The sequence below is a fragment of the Ruegeria sp. YTSC192 genome (assembly GCF_059609705.1).
In genome coordinates, this window is record NZ_JBXWMG010000008.1 from 134,222 (window position 1) to 152,415 (window position 18,194).

Genomic DNA, 18,194 nt, shown 5'->3' on the forward strand with positions numbered 1-18,194 from the left:
GCCCCGGAGGTCGCACCAAAAAAGGAGAGACGGTTTTGAACCTTGAGACGACAAAAGACATCGAGACTGACACCAGCCTGCAGGCGGCAGAGATTGCGGCCCAGAATGACCTGTTTCGAAAAGCTCTGATTGATCCGACTGCGGCGATCGAGATGCACTCCAAAGGCATTCAGGGCCAGGTTTTCGTCACGCCCGGCGTGTCTGGCGAAGGGGTAGAGTTTCAGACAGCGGCTTTGGCTGCAGTGGCGTCAGATGACCAGTTTGACGAGGGTAATGACCCTTATGGGGATCACACATTCGGGACTGTGACAATCAGCGACCAGAAGCTGTTCTGGAAGATCGATCTTTACGACACGGATTACACATACGGGTCTGACCGCCCTTTTGATCCCGCAGTCACGCGCCGCGTTCTGACCATCATGTGCCCCAGCGAATACTGAGACCAACCCTGTCCAGAATAGGCAGGGTCTGCATGCGCAACCCGCGCAGGAAAGGAGGTGAGAACATGAGCAATGAAATCTTGCAGCAGCGTATCGCAGAAGCGTGGGCGCTAATCAGGAAGGGCGACAATTTCCACATCGCGCGCCGCTTCCTGATCCAACACGCAGCCATCTAAACGGCTCCGCTCTACCCCGTCAGGGGTAGGGCACCCTTACCACGATCTCAAACTCTGAAACAAGGATTTGCCCCATGAGCAAACTTGAAACATTCACCGCACCGGAAACCATCGAAACCGTTGCCCTGTCCGATCTGTACCTGTCTGACATCAACCCGCGTCAGGACGTTGGTGAGGAAGGTATTGCCCTGCTGGCCAACAGTCTGGTCATGTGTGGCCTGATCCAGAACCTCAGCGGGTTGCGTGATGCGGACGGAAAGGTTGCTATTGTTGCCGGTGGTCGCCGGTTGCGGGCTTTGAACATCGCCGTAAACGAGCGCGCCGAGCTGGCACAAGTTCCCGTGAAGGTCACCGATAACCCGTTTGTGGCTGAGCAATGGGCCAATGCAGAGAACACCGCCCGTGAAGAACTGGACCCGGTGGACGAGGTCCGCGCCTATGGCAAGATGGCTGAGAAATCCCTGTCTGTAGCGAAGATCAGCAATGCGTTTGGCGTGACCGAAGCCCATGTGCGCCGTCGCCTCGCACTGGCCGGTCTGCCCGCTGCCGTTCTGGATGCGCTCAAAGCCGGTGAGATCAGCATGGGGCTGGCCAAAGCCATGACCGTCAGCACCGAGGAAGAGAAAATTCTGGAGGTTCTGGAACACGCCAAAGACTGCCGTTGGTTCAGTGAGCATGATGTCAAACAGGCGCTCACATTGCAGGCCGTCAGCAGCACCAATCGCAAGGCCGTTTTTGTCGGGCAGGAGGCATATGTTGACGCGGGCGGCACCGTTACTGCTGATCTCTTTGCCGATGAAACCCTGTTCAATGAGGGCGAGATACTGGACCGCCTGTTTGCCGAGAAACTGGCAGCAGAAGCGGAAAAACTGCGCGACGCGGAAGGCTGGGACTGGGTGGACACCCATGAAGACAGCTACATTCCCTATGGGTTCTCGGGCACGAAAGACATGCACCGTCTGGAAATGATCAGCCGGGACTTCACCGAAGAACAGGCCGAACGGCATGACGAACTGGCCGAACTCTCTGAGGCTGAGGCTCTGGACGCGGAGGGTGAAAACGAGCTAGCCGCGCTCGAAGGCTATGCCGCGCCATTCTATTCTGACGCGCAGCGAAATCTGTCCGGCGTGTTTGTCTATGTCGGCAACAATGGCGAGATCAAAACATCATCGGCCTATGTCGCGTCTGAACATGAGCAGGCCGCCATTGAGGCTGGTGTTCTGGAACCAGTCAAAGAGACAGAGGTCAAAGAAACACCGAAACCGGCCTATTCGCAGAAGTTCATCGACGACATGGTAGCGATCCGGCTGGCAGCAGTGCAGACGGCCCTGCTGGACAAGCCTGACTATCTGTTGAGCCTGTTTGCCTTCTCTGCCACTCCGGCATCTGGTCTGACCAGCAACCTGTTTGGGTTCGGCTATGGCGGCGCTGAACGGAACACGCCCGAGATTGACGACCAATTCACTCTCGACCCGCGCCTTGGCGGGGAGCGGGGTGCGGCGGCAGAGGCTGCTTATGACCAGTTCCACGAGATGGCCGCGCAGGGCAGCGTCGCGGCGTTCAAAGCGTTTCGCGAAATGGGCAAGAAGACTCGCAACGGTGAAATCACAGCCTTTCTGGCGCGTCAGTTCCTGACCCAACGCCCGGAGTTCATGGCGGAGATCGAGGCCGAGATTGGTTCGGACATCCGTGCGATCTGGACGCCTTCGGCTGAGAATTGCTTCAAACGCCTGAAGGGCTGGCAGCTGGATGATCTCTACAAGGACCTGCTGGACCTGCATGGTGACACCGACATGTTCAAAACCTTCGCAAAATCCAAGAAAGGCGCAAAGAACGAGGCGATGCACAAGTTGTTCAACGATAAAGAGCATCAGGCGGCACTGGGCGTGACCGAGGCACAGAAAACCCGGATCGATACGTGGGTGCCTGAGTGCTTCTGAACCCAAAAGGGCAGGGCGCAACGCGCCCTGCTTTTCAGCAATGATTTTTGATTTTAGTTCAATGGTATAGGTTGTTTTGACTTGAAGGACTGTAGCTTGCAGGCTACATGTAAGTATGATAGAAATTCGTAAGACGGACCTGTTCGACAAGTGGCTCAAGGGCTTGAAGGACCAAAGGGCAAGAGCCAGGATCTTGGTTCGCATCACGCGGTTGAGCCTGGGCAATCCCGGTGATGTGAAACCGGTTGGTGAAGGTGTGAGTGAACTGCGTATTTCTGAGGGTAAGGGATATCGCGTTTACTATGTGTCGCGCGGTGATGTTTTGATCATATTGCTTTGTGGGGGAGACAAGTCATCCCAGCAGGCAGACATCAAAACAGCCAAAGCGATGGCAAGAGAGTTGGAGTAAAAACATGAGTGTCAAAACAACGAAGTTTGAAGCGGCTGACTATCTGGACAGCCCCGAAGCCATTCAAGCCTATCTGGAAGCGGCTTTTGAAACCAGCGACACGGCGCTGATCGCCTCAGCCCTTGGCGATGTTGCCAAGGCCAAAGGTATGTCGAGCGTAGCCGACAAGTCCGGCCTGTCTCGGGAAAGCCTCTACCGCGCACTTAGCGAAAACGGCAATCCCGAATTTGGCACGGTGCTGAAGGTGCTGAGTGCCGTGGGTGTGACGCTCACCCCGAAAATGCACGTGAATTAACCCACCTTAAAGGCCATCCATCATGTCTACCGATGCAGCCCCTTCTACGGTTGAAAAAGCCGCCCGCCGCGTTTGGAAATCCGCGCAGATGTTTGTCGGGTTTCACACGGATCAGAAGGGCAAGGCGCGCACGCAGCCGAAGCTCTGGCCGCCAAAAAACGGAAGCGCGTCGATCCATGGTGACCCCAGTGCGCAAGAGGCCATCGTTGTTGTCAAAGCTGCTGATGCAGATGCCGCACAGGATGTGCAGATCAAGCTACATCCAAACCGTATTGTTGTGCGCCGCGATGCGGATATGTGGTGGCAGGGCGTGGCTGTGGATGAGCATTCCGTTACGGTTCGAATGGCCGACAATACGATCATCGAAATCCGCCATGACGGGTCAGTGAAACGCCGCTCGGCGGAAGATGAAACCCATGTCGAAGCCGATGGCAGCATCTTCAAGTTCACCGAGTTTGCCGAGGCGCATATGACGGGTGACGGGGTGGAAATGACCCGGCGCACAGAGGACCGCATTGCTACGATCACGGCCGACGGTGTTGTCGATCGCGCGCGCAAGCGTTAGCCTGAGATCAATACCTCGAGACTTTCCTTCGGTTAAACTTGTGGCCCGCTTCGGTGGGCCTTTTTCTTGGAGCGGCATCTCGCGGCCTGTGCCTATGCGCTGGTCTTGCCGTCAGGAACGCCCGTGAGATAAGTCAGGCGGGTTGTCGTGATATCGCGGCGAACCCCAACCCGCCAAATTGTGTCCGGCTGATTTCCTGACCCGCACAAGCGCGGACCAGGGCCGGACCCTCCGGCCTTTGGCCTCCGCCAGTTGAAAAATGCCACATTCACCGCCAGACATCCTCAACGTTGTTGCGCGTGTCATGCTGTCTCAGAAAGGCCGCCCGATCCCGGATCTGAACACCGCGCCTGTGTCGGACCGAGGTGATGTTGCCACCCTCAAACATGTCTCTTTGTCCAAGTGTCCCGCGCGCAGCGGCCCCAGAACGTCTTGCCCTTAACTTGGTCTGACAGTTTCAACCTCGTTGCCGCAGAAGATCCTCGGCCAATTCGTGTTTCTGAGGTGATGAACATAAGCGGGCAGTCGGCGAAGACGCGCCGTGCCCGTGCCGGGCACCGCGCTTCAACAGGTAATGTCCCCTGCGCCTGCGGCGCATTCCGCGCGGAGCAAATTCCCTGCTGACATCCCCTTGATGCCCGCTTTTCCCATGTTCATCGAAACACGTCATAGCGAGGATCAAACAATGGCAACTCAAACTCTGAAACTGAACGTCAAGACCGTTGAAAAAGAAGGTAAGACATTCTGGGATCGATGCGGGGTTCTCTTCGTCAACACCGATGAGACCGGCACCATCACCTCGATCCAGGTCAAGCACAGCATGTTCCCCGGCGTCGAGATGGTGGCCTTCCCGAAGCGCACCGATGACGATCCCGTCACCGAATGACCAGAGGGCAGGGCGGCGCAAGCCGCCCTTTCTTCTGCTCCGGCCGCAGGCCGGACCACATATGCGCCTCGGGTGGCGCGCCGTCCAACGGCCGGGCAGGGGCACTGTCCCACCGCGACGCGGCAGCAGACAACCCTGCCACACCCGCCGCGCAAGCGGCGGGAAACAGAGCGCGCTGAGGCGCGCGGAAAATGCCATACTGACCTTGAACGTGCCGGAATGTGACGGGCGCTGTTCGGGCAGCCCATGCGAAACATGATTGCCCTGCGCCAGCCCACCGGCACCCACGCCTGCTGGCTGGAAAAGGGGCGGAATCCTTTTCCCGGCGTGGAGATTGCCACCAAGAGGAAACCGGGGGCAATTTGAGAAAATACGGATTTCTAAAATCACCCCCGGTTTCCTCTTGGTGAGTATGACAGGATAAGGTGGTTGTAATACAAATTGCCCTTTGCTATTTTCCGAGACATGAGCAAGACCAGCGACACCACCGTCTTTTCCGTTCGGCTAAGGTCTGATGCCTTGGCGAAACTCGACGTTGCTTGGAGGTCTCTGGGATTGCGAAGTCGTAACCAGGTCGTCCATCGTCTCATCTATCGACTGATCGGCTACCTCGATCCGGACCCTGCATTAGTGGATCTGTGGCAGAAGCATCTGCGCCAGATCCAAGGCGGATACACGAACCTCAACCAGCTCGCTAAGTCCGCGAAACGCGGCACCGTGATCTGGACCGACGATGACCGTCGAGATGTCGAAAACCTGCACCGTGCAATCATCGAGCACCGGCGCGATCTGAAAGCACTGATCGTTGCGGCTCGTGCGAACCGTCAGCCTGACTCGGCTATTCGGCGTCTGCTAAAAGATGACACCTGGGAGGCTGAGCAGTGACCTTAGCAGCGAGAAATTTGACTGCCGGGGAGCTGATGGAACTTGCATTCCGCGACGCTCAAAAAGGTGCTGATCGGTCTAAAAGGATCAATCATCAGTTGCAAACCGCCAAGCGTATGAAGTTCATGGTTTCGCGGGCTTCAACTATCAAGGCACGACTTGGCGCAGTAGTTGGAAAGCCCGAGGCTGTTGTGAAACACGTCCGTAAGGGTGGGGTGAAAAACGCTCAGGAACTTCGCCGCCAGATCAAATATCTGACCGTCAGGGCAGAGGGGATTTTGGACATTCGAGAGAACGGCGTGACCCCGATGAACGCCGAGGAAATCTCGGATTTGATCGAAGAATGGGACACGGGTTTCACAGGAAAAACGAACTTTGGTTACACCCGTCATATGATCGTATCCTTTCCTGAAGGCACCTATCCAGACGCCGCACATCAGGCCGGATTAGAGTTCGCTGACCGCCTGTTTGGAAGTGGCGATTTTGGCGACAAGTGGGACTATCTGACGGTGTTCCACAACGACACAGATAACCCCCATGTCCACATCGTTGTGAACAACCGTGGCGTCGAGCATGGGCAGTGGCTCGCTATGGGAATGAGTAGCGAAATGAATATCGACGTGCAGCGGTCTATCCAGGCCGAGGTTGCCGAGGAATACGGAATCGAGCTGACTGCTACCACGCGCCTTGAGCGCGGTTTGCGGCAGGAAGTCGAGACAGACACGTGGAAAGTTCAGGCCGGTATGTCGGTTGTTGAAAGCACCCCGGAAGTCGAAGTTACGGCCCGTGACCGGGCTGCGGATGTGATGACTTTATCCATCGCAAGAATGTCCGATCTGTTTGATGAGCGCGCCAACGCCATCAGCGAAAAGATCGAAGAGTTTGCCATCAAGCTCATTGAAGGAGAAGAACCTATGGTATCGAGAATGGAACATCTACTGGATCAGGCCCATCATTTTGATGATTACGGTGAGCCGGGAGGCCCCGAATACAAGTCGCCTGAGCTGATGCACGAGCTGTGTCAGCACATCGCATTAGGCGGCGATGAGGAAACAATCAGCCCCGATCTGAAGGCCCGTGTAATCCAGCATATTGACGATCACCAGCATATCGCGGAGAGCGGTGGAACCCTCTCGGCGATGGCTGATATTGTCGATCATAAAGTCTATCAATCCTCCGAAGACTACTCGCCGCCAGCAGTTCGCTATGACGCCTATATGCGCGATACGCTGGGCGAGGATGCCAGTGACAATTGGTCGAAGAAGTCCGCCGATATTCTGCAGTCCATCGAAAAAATGGAAGGACTGGCGCGCGAGGTTGAAGATCCACACCTGCGCGTCTCAATGGATATTCAGATAGGTGAGCTGAAAGGCGACGTTGCGAATATGCGGCCCAACGATCCTGACCTGCAAGCCTTCATCATGGAGGACAGGCGTTATTCAACGCTGATGGATACTGCCGAAATGGATACCTTGGATTATCCGCAAGCCGAGCAATGGGTCGAGATCCGCAAGGAAGTCACTGACACGGCCTGCAGTTACGGCCTGGATGGCGAGGCGTTTGTTGCTCGTTTTGGCAACCATCACAACGTCACATTGGGAACCACTATGGAATGGCGTAGCGACGATATTTCGACCGCAGCGGCCCACTTCCAGGCTCAGGGATTGCCGGACAGCCAGGACCGCGCCGAGGCCGTTGTTGATGAGCTGCACCAAATAGCCTCTACCAAGATCATCGCAATTTCTGAGGAACTTTCGGACGTTCACGCCCATGCAACGCACCCGCTCTTGCAAGGGCGCGGCGACGATACCGGTCATAGCTTGGAGGACGATGACGGACACAGCTTATAAGGACTACACCCGGTCTGCCTGATGAGCGCGCCAACGCCGCAGGTTGACCCATCACAGAGTTATCCATCAACTCACAAAGGACAAAACTATGGTTTCGCGTACAGACTATCTTTTGAACGAAGTCGAACACTTCGCACCCTATTCCAAATTTGATCAATCCGCCCCGCGTGAAGATCGTGTTTCTGAGCAGATTGACATCATCACGAAAGAGCAACGAAGTCTGGGGTATGACAATGCCGCCATTGGTGGGCGACTGGCTGACACCGAGGATCAGGCTAACCGCCGTGTAGACGAACATTCGGCGCAACAAGATCTGGTCGAAGAACTGAAAATCGAATTGGAAGCAGCCGAGAGGTCAGGGGAGCCGGTAGATCTGGACGATATGCGGGCATTGGTTTCTCAACACATGACCGACGCGCAGGAATACGATCTATACCATCCATATTATTCGTCCCTTGCGGATCTGTCCGGCGACAAAGGTTTTCAAGATTCCGACGACTACCAGTCGCCCGGTGATCGCTATGTGCAGTATATGCAGTCAGCTTTGGGGCACGCCGGTTTTGAGAACTACGAAGAACAAACCAAAGACATCGTGAAATCCATCGAAAACATGGAGGCTCTTGCCCGAGAGGTCGAAGATCCGCATTTGCGCGCCAAAATGGATGTCCAGATCGGCGAGTTGAAGGGTGATGTTGCTGAACTGCGCCCATACGACACCGACCTGCAGGCGTACTCTGTTGCTGACGACAGTTACACCACATCCATGAATGCAGCCGAGCTGGATAACCTGGACCCGACAGAAGCCGAAAAATGGCTGGCTGTGCGCGATGACATTGTGGCGACCGCCAACAGCTTCGGTCTCGACGGAAACAAGTTCCTGGCCCGCTACAACGATCATGACAGCGTTTCAGTCGGCACAACGGCGACTTGGAAAGACGCGGACATTTCCACCGCCGCCGCCCATTTTAACAGCCAAGGCGTTCCGGACAGCTACGAGCGCGCCGAGGCCGTTGTCGGTGAGCTGCACCAAGTTTCATCCAGCAAGATTGCCGCCGTGGTGCATGAGATTGCCCATACCCGCGAACAGGCCGCCCACGTCCATGAAGATGATGGTCACAGCCTTTAACCACGGAGGACATGATAGATGATCGTTCGCACTCTGATCTTGTTCGCCGCAGTCGCAGGGACTTGGTACGCGACGAAAGCACATACAGAAAAGCGCCTCACTACTCAGTGGCGGTTGGCGGTTGTGAAATGCGTTGCCGGGAATGCTGAGATTGCTGGATTGGAACAATGTGTCGTTCAGGCCGTCCGTCCATCGTCTGGTGCTTCTGTTGCAGGAGGCGAATGATGTTGGCAACAAATCAAAACCATTGTGCAGTGCCTTCAACTGCACAGATTGCGTCGATGATGGGGCATAACAACCCGCCCCCTGAGAAGGTCATCAAGCCGTCGCCCGACAGTGTTTTCGGGCTTCGGGCTGCATGGCTTCGGTTCGCGGAAAAGAGGGAGTTAGTCCGTCTTGCTAAGCTGCACGTTCGGATCGAGCGGAAAGAGCAAGCTCTGAAGGATCTGCGAGCCGAGCGCACCAAGATCATGAGCAGGTGTATCCGTCGAATGCGCCGGGCCTCTGGCAAGAACTGAGTGCCACGCATCGCCAATGAAAAAGCCGCCCCAGGGCGGCTTTTCTTTGTTTGGGGTGGTCAACACATCAGGGGAGCCAGGTTGCACCGGTTTTGTCAGCAACGGCGAATAACTGCAGCTCTACTGTTCTCTGTCGTTCAGGGTCCACATCATAAAAGGCCGCTCTGAGCAGGGGCATACCGCCCTTCTCAATGATTTTCGTCACAGCATTGTTCACAATAGACGAACCTACTAGCTTCTTTTTTTCATCCGTTTCGGCGTCCATAATCTGAGCGCCCCGGTTGATTTCTGCGACAAGCGGTGTGATTTCTGCCTTTAGCCGTTTCAGCTCGATTTCATCCATTTCTATGCCCTATCCTTAGTCGCGGCTTTGATCTTCTTGTCTGTATTGTACTGGCTGAGCGAATACACGGCCCAAATTGCCGCTGGTATCCAGCCAATCAGCGTCAGTTGCAGGAGTAGGCAGAAAAAGCCCTGAAAAGGGCGTCTGATCGTAAAGAACACCACAAACGGAAGCAAAATCGCGAGTATCAATCTCATCTTAAATGACCTTCTGATAGTTAGACCGTTATGTGTTGTGACCTGCAATCATAATCGGCTCGACCTGCAATCATCGCGATTTTCGGCCCAAATTATTTGCATCTATCTGAGGGGGCAAACCCGGATTATTTGCGAATGAACCCACATTGTTTGCGACCAGCCTGCAATCATCGAGCCGAACCCGGATTACGTGCGAACGGTGGGCCGGTTAGAGTGCATGGCATCCTTTGGCTAAGCGAAGGCAGCGCAGCAACCGCCGTTCGCTGCGCCATGATCGAACCGAAAAGACGCGGACAAAGCTCGTTTTCGCTGCGGCTGCCCCAAAGACTGGTTATGTGGTTCAGCACATTTCTGAGAACCAACCATTTAGTGGCTGACCATTGCGTTGTTCCACCCAAATTCATCTGGCTGCCCCCCTATGGAATTGAGATCAGGGAAGCAAAGGTTTCCCCAACGATCCTGTGGGTCGATTTGGCAAAAACTCGCCATAAGCGCGCGCTTATTTAGCTGCCAATAAGCCCATTGCCACTGTTTCCGTACTGCAAACTCACCGAAATGAGCAAGAGCGACAACACGAGTTGCCGCCCTTCAATGCCGAAAACCCGGCACAAACAAATGAGGAAAATCCAATGCGTAAACTCGCTCTGATCACTCTGTTGGCCTTTGGAACACCGGCGCTCGCCGAAGATGTCACGATGGACAGCGTTCTTGGCACCACGATGGAAGAGGTCCAGGCCTCGTTGACCGCCATGGGCTATGAAGTACGCAAGGCCGAGATGGAAGACGGCAAGATCGAGGTCTACTTCGTCCGCGACGGCAAAATGGGTGAAGTGTATGTGAGCCCCCAGACCGGGGCTGTGACCAAACTCGAAATCAAGAGCTGAGCTGATGGTCACCATAACCAAACAATCGAGCGGGCGCACAAGCGCCCGCGACATCGCGGTCTGGGATCCACTGGTCCGACTGATCCACTGGTCGCTTGCCCTGACGATCCTCCTGAATGGTGCCTTCATTGAAGACGAAAGTAAGACACACGAATGGATCGGGTATATCGCCCTCGCGCTCGTTGGTGTGCGTCTGGTCTGGGGTCTGATTGGACCGAAACATGCGCGTTTTGCCGCCTTTCCCCCAAGCCCGGCCCGCGTGAGCCGCCACTTCAAGGCGATGCTGCACGGTGACCAGACCGTTCACCTTTCGCACAACCCGCTTGGCGCATTGATGGCTTACAACATATGGCTGACCGTCATTGCAATCGGTGTGACCGGCTACATGATGACCACAATCACCTTTTTTGGGGTCGATTGGGTCGAGGAGGCCCACGAAATCATCTTTGGGTGGCTCCTGTTCTCGGTAGCGCTGCACGTCGCCGGTGTCGCCTTCGACACTTGGCGATCCGGTGTCAATCTGGTCCGAGCCATGGTAAACGGTCACAAAAACATCCCGGAAGGGCGAGAGGTGGAATGAAGCTGACATTTTGGGCCGCGAAAACGAACGAAAGGCGCGCAACCATGCTTGCGGGCCTTATCCTTTTGCAGGCCCTGTGCGCGCTGTTCTTCATTGGCGACGTGATCGAAGACTTTCGAGAAGACGGCCATCTTGACAACCCGCATCTCCTCCTCGAACTGGTTGCTGCGGTCGCTCTGGTCGGCGGTGTCATCTTTCTGATGTTGGAACTTCGCGGACTGCTGTCGCGGATGTCTGAAATGCAAACCGGCCTCGACATCGCCAGAGGACACTTGGCAGAGGTGATCGAAACCTTCTTTGACGAATGGAAGCTGACTGCTGCAGAACGGGATGTGGCGATCATGATCCTCAAGGGGTTGGGCAATGATACGATTGCCCAAACGCGGAAAACCGCACCCGGCACTGTTCGTGCACAAGCAACCAGCGTCTATGCAAAGTCAGCGACCGACGGACGGGCACAATTCATCAGCCTGTTTATGGAGGAGTTAATGGCAGGAGAAATTGGACCCGACGACGTCCCAATGGCTCATGCAAATGGTCAAAATGATGACAGATCGACCACTGATAACACCCGTTCTCCCAAGAAAGAAACAACATGACGAACACCAGTGCGCACCCTGATGACCCACATTACATTACCCGCAGCGGCTGGCTGCGAGCGTCGGTGCTGGGTGCAAACGACGGCATCGTTTCGGTGTCCTCGCTTGTCGTCGGTGTTGCAGCTGCCGACCCGAACCCACGAGCTGTTTTGATCGCCGGTGTTGCGGGGTTGGTGGCCGGGGCGATGTCGATGGCTGCCGGTGAGTACGTTTCCGTATCGTCGCAGTCAGATACCGAGCGGGCCGACATCGAACGCGAAAAGACCGCCCTTGCCGAGATGCCCGACGAGGAATTCAGGGAACTCATTGCCATCTACGAAGGACGGGGATTGAGCCCATTGACGGCCGAGGCAGTGGCCCGTGAACTGACCGAGAAGAACGCTCTTGAAGCCCATATCCGGGACGAACTTGGACTTTCAGAGGTGCACGCCGCGAACCCGCTTCAGGCCGCCCTCGCGTCTGGTTCCACATTCAGCATCGCTGCGGCAGTGCCCGTGCTTGCCGCTTATCTTGCACCGGCTTCCGCCATCATACCAACCGTTTTGGTAGTTACAGTCCTAGCACTGATCATACTGGGAGCCCTAGGGGCCAAGGCAGGAGCCGCCCCTCTGTTGCCCGCTATTCTACGGGTAGTCGGGTGGGGTGTCTTTGCGATGACCGCCACGGCAGGCGTTGGTTGGCTTTTTGGCGTAAGCGTCTAAGCATCAATTTGGATACTTGTTCATCCGCTTCTTTAGCCGCAGAGCTTTCAAGACAGACATTCATACGCTCCGCAGCATCGGTGAGTCGGGGCTCCGTCCTGCCGACCGCTGCGGGAACCATGAAGGCCTGGTCTTGATTGGCGAACGGCAATAGCCGCACGCCAACTTCGTTCAGATGTCGATCCGTTCAGCAATGCTTAGCGCATCTTCCAGCTCAACGCCCAGATAACGCACTGTGCTATCGACTTTCGTATGGCCTAACAAAAGTTGCACGGCGCGGAGGTTCCCCGTCTTGCGGTAAATCTCCGCAGCTTTGGTTCGGCGCATCGAGTGTGTTCCGTATCCGCTGGGTTCCAGGCCAAGCGCTGTAACCCAGTCACGAACAAGTCGACCATATTGACGTGTTGAGATATGCGGGCGGTCGTGGAAACGGCTCGGAAACATGAACCGGCACCCGATCATCTCAGGTGATCGCACCCACGCAATGACGGTATCTCTTGTGTTTTCAGTGAGTTCGAACTGAACGGGTTTCTTGGTTTTACTCTGGACTATTGAAACGCGTTCGCGAACGCGGTCATCTTTGACCAAATCGGCCACAGCGAGTTTGACCAGATCACAGCCGCGCAGTTTGCTATCAATCGCAACGTTAAACAGCGCAAGGTCACGAAGATAGCCCGAAAGTTCAAGCCGCGCCCGGATGGCCCACACTTGTTTAGGCAGAAGGGGACGTTTTTGGCCGATGATCCGGCCCTTGTTCCAGGCCTTGTGTTTTGGGGTAACTGCGGGAAGTTGGACTCTTGGCATAATATGCCCTCCAATCCTCCCTCCAAACCCAGACATCAGCACCGCGCTGACAAAGAGAGCATAGCATCCAGCTGAATGGCGTTTATCCGAAGTTGTTGGAATCCTGTTTCTCTGCCAGTGCATTCGTCCGCACAGAGCCCAGACTCACCGATGCTGCGGGGCGCGCGAATGTCGGCTTTCGTCCGGCGCGTCGCACCATGATGGAGTTAGTCAGCTTCCACCAAGTCACTCCGGGCATCGCGGATGATCATCCACGACGAATGCAGGAAAAGCCCCGCGATCGCGAACGCGACGATCAGGTCGGGCCATGCACTGCCAAGCCACGCGACCAGCCCGGCGGCGATGACCACGGCGAGGTTGCCGATGGCGTCGTTGCGAGAGAACAGCCAGACGGCTCGCATATTGGCATCACCCTTGCGGTGCTTTAGCAGCGGCAGCACCGCGAGGATGTTTACGATCAGCGCACCTACCGCGAAGGCTCCCATCAACCCGGCTTCTGGCGTGGTCTGGTTGAGGACACGCCAGAGCGTGCTGCCGACAACGCCAAGGCCCAGAAGGCCCAGAAACACGCCTTGGATCATCGCCGACCGCGCCCGCCATGTCAGGCTCCAGCCGATGGCGAGCAGGCCCAGAAACGTGATCGCACCATCGCCCAGAAAATCGAGCGCGTCTGCCTTCAGCGCCTGCGAACCGGACAGGAACCCGCCGAACATTTCGACCACGCCGTATCCGAGATTGAGCGCGACCACGATCCAGAGCGCGCGGCGATAGCTCGGGTCCTTGTAGGCCGGATCGGACGATGTATCGCCGTCCTCGATCTTCTCGAAACCGTAGCCGGTCGCGTCGAGCGCGGGCCGCACTTTCGGCAGATCGCCGTCCGCGATCCGCAATGTCATGATGTGGGTGGCGGCGGACACTTTCACGTCGCCTTCGGCCACGCCCGCAGACCGGGCCGCGCGCTCGATCTCGGCGGCATCTTTCGCGCAGTCCATGCCTTGCACCCGCATTCGGATCGGGGAGGAGGCTGTCGCCAACTTGCTGTTATCGGGCTGGCTCATGTGCGATCCTTTTTGTGGTGGCGGGCGAAAAGGTACGCTGCTAACGTATCAGTGGATAATGATATGACAGCGCAAAACATTCAAGACGATCTTTCGGCACCCGATACACTGGAACTGCGGGCAAAGCTCTTCCGGGGCCTAAGCGATCCCAGCCGTCTGACGATCCTCGATGCGCTGGTGTCGGACGAACGCAACGTGCAGGAAATCGTCGGGCATACGGGTTTGGGTCAGCCCAACGTCTCGAACCATCTGCGCTGTCTGCTGGAATGCGGGCTGGTCAGTCGCCGCAGCAAAGGCCGCTTCGTTCGGTATCGTCTGGCGGACAGGCGGGTCGCCGATCTCATCCGTGATGCAGATCAGCTACTTGCCTCGACAGCCAACGGAGTTGATGCCTGCCAAAGCTATACGGACTAACCGGCGCGACCTGCTGCAATGTCCTATCGGTGCGCCAAACCTGAAGCAGCCATCTGCGCATCCGCAGCGAATGCACCCTTTGTCCGCATCAACGCCACCTGCGAGACACAGAGGGAATGTCCGGTTCCTACGGATCTCGACGCGCCGCAAGCGCAAAGGGCCAAAGCTCGGTCGACGGCGGCTCTGGGCTCGTTGTCGCCTTTCGTTACTTTTCACATTAATGACAGGTGGCAGCCCAAAGCGGACCTTTAATATCCAACTTTGCAATTCAAGTGTTGCGAGCAATGCGGGTCATAAGGGCATTGCAAGCTGAACGTTTTTGCTGAGCCCCGATATCATGATCGACTGCCTATTAGTTCTATTTTCTTGCCTCTTTTGCTCGTCGTCCATGACCTTTTCGACCACGCGGTCCCGCAAAGCATAGCATTTCAAAAAGTGACGCAAAGGGTATCGTCCAGTAGGGCATAGTCTTTCTCCATAACAAAGGTCGACGATGCTCACGCTGCCGGAGCCCGTGGCTGAAACCCACGGACCACAATCGTAAAGACCTGTAAGAAACCCGTAAGAAGCTTGGGCAAAGCGTGGATTTTTGGCATGCTAGCTCCGTTGAACCCAGCAGTTCCCAAGACCAAAATGAAAAATTGGACGTCTCTTTTTGCTCAGAAACTACGTTCCCATCGAATTGGCAGCGGTCGCCATGGCCGTATGACCCAAGAAGAATTGGCGGTAATGCTCAACGTAAGTGTTGACGCCATTAGCAAATATGAGCGCTCGCTGTCGTATATCCGTGGTGACCTTGAGTACCAGCTGCAAGAAAAGCTCGGTTGGAGCTCGGCGGATATGGTCGCTTGCCGAAAGGATTGGGAGGCCGGGCGAGCACAACATTCAGGGTCTGCCTATCGTTTGTTAAACAATCAGGAAGTGCTCAACGAATTCGGTGGCTCCTCATCGGCGGTAACACAAGCTGTGGCATACATGGAGATGGACGATGGAGATGGCTTACCCGGTGGCTTTTCGGCCGCTGATACGGTGTGGCGTGACATACAAAAATCGGGCCTTTTGTCAGGGCCCTATGTAATGCTTGGGTCGAAAATCGTTGGACACGTTGGCTTGATATTTCCAAAGTCTGATCCCGAAAAGAATTTCTATGATCTTCTGTTTGATGAAGCGGAGCTTACGCCAGATCTTCTGAAACGCCCTTTGCTACCCGGGGACTACTTTGCATATTGTCCAGCGATTTATGTTGCGCGTGGTCATGAGAATGCAACTCGCTTGCTCCTTTCAGGTTTTGTTTCAGAGTTGGAAGAGCTTCTCGAAAGAGAGATCTTTATTCGTGAGATTGGGGCAATCTCAGTGAACAGTCTTGGCAGGCAATTGTGTGAGGATCTTGGCCTCAAGTTTCTTGGAGCTCACCAGAGATACACTGGTTTCGGGGTCTGGACTTTGCATTGCTCGGATATAGCCAATTCAATTGTTGGGCGTCGAAGTGCTAAACTTCGAGATGCTTACCTAAACACACTCCCACCAAGTTGACGCTGAAAGTTCCCAGTTCCGCTTCGGGCTGAGATGCTCAACCAAACGAACTAGCGGTATTGCGAAGTGTCCGAGCGACTTGGCCAGGAAGCTCACTTTCGTCATCTTGGGCGAAAAAAGCATATGCTGCGAAGGCAACGCCACTCCTGCCTTGCCCTCGATGATCGAAAGTAATGCACCGATAGCGATCTCGTAGTTGAGAAACCTGCGCTTCTAACATCGCGCCACTGAACAAAAGGCCATGAGAAAAGACGACCGTCTCTCCTTTGCCACCCGTATCATCGTAGTGGATCTGTGCACCGTTTAGGCAAACCGTCGGCATTGAATTCTCTTTGCGTAGGAATGACGAAAACAACAGAAATCTCGAAAGTTCACTAGGGCGTTCCTAATTTGGTTCGCAAAACCTTTTCCCAAGCCCAATCCAATGGACTGTTTGCAGCCAAAAGCGGGCATTTCCGACTGGTCTTTGCAAATTTTGAAAGTCAAAAATGCAAGATCTCGAAAATCTCTTTTGCATCAAATCACTTAGCTAGCGCTTCTGATATGCGTTCAACTAACGCCTTCTGAACAACGGCAAACCTTGGGGTTTGCGCAATTTCCTCTAACGTCGCAACCCACAGGGGAACCTCAATCTTAGGACATAAGACCTGCGACCTTTTAAGGCGGGTATCCACGTCGCCAAAAAATGAGGGCAGAAAGGTTTTACCAGCTCCCGAGGCAGCCATCTGCTGTAGTACCAGAAAACTGTCTGCTCCGTTGGTCATTTCGTCGGCGCTCACATTCGCCTTCAGCCATTTGGCAGGAAGTGAACGGCTTAACGCCCCGTCGAGCCTCATCCATTTGCGATTTGGGAAACCGTCGTCAAAGACGCCGAAGGACAGCGTTCCTGCACGCTGCCCGACTAGTCCGTCCCCAAGCTTTATCGATGGGCGAACAGCAATGTCTGCTGTCAGTCTGGAAAGATCATGGTGGCTATTTTGGCTCAGCAGAGTCAATTTCAAGCCTGGGTAAAGTAGTGAGATCTCGTTCAGGATGCGAGGTAGAACGATCTGACAAAGACTATCGGTAGACGTAATGCGTACGTGACCCATAGGAGACCGGTTTGCCCCGACAACCGCTCGCTCCACCGACAGCACAGCGTCTTCGACGCTTTCCATGGCCGAGAGAATTGCACTGGCTTCGGGCAGAACTGAATATCCTGACGGACTTTTCTGAAAAATCCGGCAGCCATTGCGCTCTTCGAATGCGGCTACTCTGCGCAGTACTGTGGCATGAGTAACGCCCAGGGCCGCCGCCGCTGCGTTCAACGAACCGTACTTGCTTACGGCTAGCGCGTACCGAATATCATCCCAGTTTTCATTGTTCATAAATTAACAAGTGACGACCAATAACAAACAATTACAAGTAAATTCGTTCAAGATAACATCCGGAGTATTGAACAGGGAGACACACCATGATGCAGAAAATTTCGATCATTGCGGCCGGTATTTTATCAGTGGCTGCAATTGGCACTGCCATCGCCCACGAAAGCGAAAACCCGGCTGTGAAGGCTCGAACCTCAATCATGCAACTCTACGCCTTCAATCTTGGTACACTTGGCGGCATGGCCAAAGGCGAGGTGGAGTATGACGCCGAGGCCGCAACACGGGCTGCAAACAACCTTGTTGTACTAACGCAGATCGACCAATCCGCGATGTGGCCCCAGGGATCTGACAATGTATCCGATCCGTCCTCCCGAGCGCTACCTGCGATCTGGGAAAACTTCCCCGACGTGGGTGCCAAAGGGCAGGCCATGGCAGACGCCGCCGTTGCGATGCAGGCTGCGGCTGGCCAAGATGTTGATGCCCTGAAAGCGGCTATGGGCGATCTGGGTGGAAGCTGTTCGGCATGTCACAAAGCGTACAGAGCACCGAAAGACTAGATGGTAGAAAGCTGTGAAGCGGTTTTTCATTTTCACCGCTTTCGTTGCAATCTTGGTTGGGTTGGCCGGT

The 18,194-nt window shown here is 55.2% G+C and carries 22 protein-coding genes; 16 read left to right on the forward strand and 6 right to left on the reverse strand.

Features of this window, described 5'->3' with window-relative positions; genetic code table 11:
• Positions 1–35: 35 nt before the first annotated feature.
• The 9 genes from AC2FD8_RS13175 to AC2FD8_RS13215 all read left to right on the forward strand — a co-directional run bounded on the left by AC2FD8_RS13175 (position 36) and on the right by AC2FD8_RS13215 (position 8,572).
• Positions 36–440 (forward strand): DUF3768 domain-containing protein, encoded by a 405-nt coding sequence (locus AC2FD8_RS13175; protein ID WP_496856557.1) that lies wholly within the window; start codon positions 36–38, stop codon positions 438–440.
• 250 nt (positions 441–690) lie between these two features.
• The gene (locus AC2FD8_RS13180; protein WP_496856555.1) at positions 691–2,556 is read left to right on the forward strand and encodes a ParB/RepB/Spo0J family partition protein; all 1,866 of its coding nucleotides are present in this window, start codon (positions 691–693) and stop codon (positions 2,554–2,556) included.
• A 115-nt stretch (positions 2,557–2,671) separates the two neighbouring features.
• The gene (locus AC2FD8_RS13185; RefSeq protein ID WP_496856554.1) at positions 2,672–2,965 is read left to right on the forward strand and encodes a type II toxin-antitoxin system RelE/ParE family toxin; all 294 of its coding nucleotides are present in this window, start codon (positions 2,672–2,674) and stop codon (positions 2,963–2,965) included.
• Positions 2,966–2,969: 4 nt separating this feature from the next.
• Entirely contained in the window at positions 2,970–3,260 is a 291-nt protein-coding gene (locus tag AC2FD8_RS13190) for an addiction module antidote protein (RefSeq protein ID WP_496856553.1), read from the forward strand.
• Between the two features lie 22 nt (positions 3,261–3,282).
• Positions 3,283–3,825: a hypothetical protein gene (locus AC2FD8_RS13195; RefSeq protein WP_496874309.1), complete on the forward strand. Its 543-nt coding sequence runs from the start codon at positions 3,283–3,285 to the stop codon at positions 3,823–3,825.
• A gap of 685 nt (positions 3,826–4,510) precedes the next feature.
• Complete coding sequence (locus AC2FD8_RS13200) at positions 4,511–4,711, forward strand: hypothetical protein (protein ID WP_496856808.1); 201 nt, start codon at positions 4,511–4,513, stop codon at positions 4,709–4,711.
• Positions 4,712–5,176: 465 nt separating this feature from the next.
• Positions 5,177–5,596, forward strand: a complete 420-nt coding sequence (locus AC2FD8_RS13205; RefSeq protein WP_496856806.1) for a hypothetical protein — start codon at positions 5,177–5,179, stop codon at positions 5,594–5,596.
• Positions 5,597–5,631: 35 nt separating this feature from the next.
• Positions 5,632–7,446, forward strand: a complete 1,815-nt coding sequence (locus AC2FD8_RS13210; protein ID WP_496856804.1) for a relaxase/mobilization nuclease domain-containing protein — start codon at positions 5,632–5,634, stop codon at positions 7,444–7,446.
• Positions 7,447–7,534: 88 nt separating this feature from the next.
• Positions 7,535–8,572, forward strand: a complete 1,038-nt coding sequence (locus AC2FD8_RS13215) for a hypothetical protein (RefSeq protein ID WP_496856802.1) — start codon at positions 7,535–7,537, stop codon at positions 8,570–8,572.
• Positions 8,573–8,958: 386 nt separating this feature from the next.
• On the opposite strand, the gene AC2FD8_RS13220 is transcribed toward AC2FD8_RS13215, so the two are convergent.
• The 3 genes from AC2FD8_RS13220 to AC2FD8_RS13230 are packed head-to-tail and all read right to left on the reverse strand — an operon-like array spanning position 8,959 to position 9,630.
• The gene (locus AC2FD8_RS13220) at positions 8,959–9,153 is read right to left on the reverse strand and encodes a hypothetical protein (RefSeq protein WP_496856800.1); all 195 of its coding nucleotides are present in this window, start codon (positions 9,151–9,153) and stop codon (positions 8,959–8,961) included.
• Positions 9,154–9,157: 4 nt separating this feature from the next.
• Entirely contained in the window at positions 9,158–9,433 is a 276-nt protein-coding gene (locus tag AC2FD8_RS13225) for a hypothetical protein (protein WP_496856798.1), read from the reverse strand.
• A 2-nt stretch (positions 9,434–9,435) separates the two neighbouring features.
• Positions 9,436–9,630: a YqaE/Pmp3 family membrane protein gene (locus AC2FD8_RS13230; protein WP_209251525.1), complete on the reverse strand. Its 195-nt coding sequence runs from the start codon at positions 9,628–9,630 to the stop codon at positions 9,436–9,438.
• A gap of 629 nt (positions 9,631–10,259) precedes the next feature.
• On the opposite strand from AC2FD8_RS13230, the gene AC2FD8_RS13235 reads away from it, so the two are divergent.
• From AC2FD8_RS13235 to AC2FD8_RS13250, 4 genes are read left to right on the forward strand one after another with little or no spacing between them, the layout of a single operon-like run.
• Positions 10,260–10,514 (forward strand): PepSY domain-containing protein, encoded by a 255-nt coding sequence (locus tag AC2FD8_RS13235; protein WP_496856796.1) that lies wholly within the window; start codon positions 10,260–10,262, stop codon positions 10,512–10,514.
• 4 nt (positions 10,515–10,518) lie between these two features.
• Entirely contained in the window at positions 10,519–11,094 is a 576-nt protein-coding gene (locus AC2FD8_RS13240) for a cytochrome b/b6 domain-containing protein (RefSeq protein WP_496856794.1), read from the forward strand.
• On the forward strand, positions 11,091–11,693 hold the full coding sequence (locus tag AC2FD8_RS13245) for a helix-turn-helix transcriptional regulator (protein WP_496856792.1): 603 nt from the start codon (positions 11,091–11,093) through the stop codon (positions 11,691–11,693). Before AC2FD8_RS13240 ends, AC2FD8_RS13245 begins: the two co-directional genes overlap by 4 nt.
• Positions 11,690–12,394 carry a VIT1/CCC1 transporter family protein gene (locus tag AC2FD8_RS13250; protein WP_496856791.1) on the forward strand — a complete coding sequence of 235 codons (705 nt, stop codon included), beginning with the start codon at positions 11,690–11,692 and terminating at the stop codon, positions 12,392–12,394. Before AC2FD8_RS13245 ends, AC2FD8_RS13250 begins: the two co-directional genes overlap by 4 nt.
• 171 nt (positions 12,395–12,565) lie before the next feature.
• Here AC2FD8_RS13250 and AC2FD8_RS13255 read toward each other — a convergent pair whose 3' ends face one another.
• On the reverse strand, positions 12,566–13,198 hold the full coding sequence (locus tag AC2FD8_RS13255; protein ID WP_496856817.1) for a tyrosine-type recombinase/integrase: 633 nt from the start codon (positions 13,196–13,198) through the stop codon (positions 12,566–12,568).
• Between the two features lie 206 nt (positions 13,199–13,404).
• A complete protein-coding gene (locus AC2FD8_RS13260; RefSeq protein WP_007803328.1) occupies positions 13,405–14,256 on the reverse strand; it encodes a cation diffusion facilitator family transporter in 852 nt (283 codons plus the stop codon).
• A 63-nt stretch (positions 14,257–14,319) separates the two neighbouring features.
• Between AC2FD8_RS13260 and AC2FD8_RS13265 the strand changes: the two genes are divergently transcribed.
• Together AC2FD8_RS13265 and AC2FD8_RS13270 are read left to right on the forward strand one after the other, a co-directional pair.
• On the forward strand, positions 14,320–14,670 hold the full coding sequence (locus AC2FD8_RS13265; RefSeq protein WP_007803330.1) for an ArsR/SmtB family transcription factor: 351 nt from the start codon (positions 14,320–14,322) through the stop codon (positions 14,668–14,670).
• A 705-nt stretch (positions 14,671–15,375) separates the two neighbouring features.
• Positions 15,376–16,203: a helix-turn-helix domain-containing protein gene (locus AC2FD8_RS13270; RefSeq protein ID WP_496856788.1), complete on the forward strand. Its 828-nt coding sequence runs from the start codon at positions 15,376–15,378 to the stop codon at positions 16,201–16,203.
• Between the two features lie 521 nt (positions 16,204–16,724).
• On the opposite strand, the gene AC2FD8_RS13275 is transcribed toward AC2FD8_RS13270, so the two are convergent.
• Complete coding sequence (locus AC2FD8_RS13275) at positions 16,725–17,570, reverse strand: LysR family transcriptional regulator (protein WP_496856786.1); 846 nt, start codon at positions 17,568–17,570, stop codon at positions 16,725–16,727.
• Between the two features lie 86 nt (positions 17,571–17,656).
• On the opposite strand from AC2FD8_RS13275, the gene AC2FD8_RS13280 reads away from it, so the two are divergent.
• A complete protein-coding gene (locus AC2FD8_RS13280; RefSeq protein WP_496856784.1) occupies positions 17,657–18,124 on the forward strand; it encodes a c-type cytochrome in 468 nt (155 codons plus the stop codon).
• Positions 18,125–18,194: the final 70 nt, after the last annotated feature.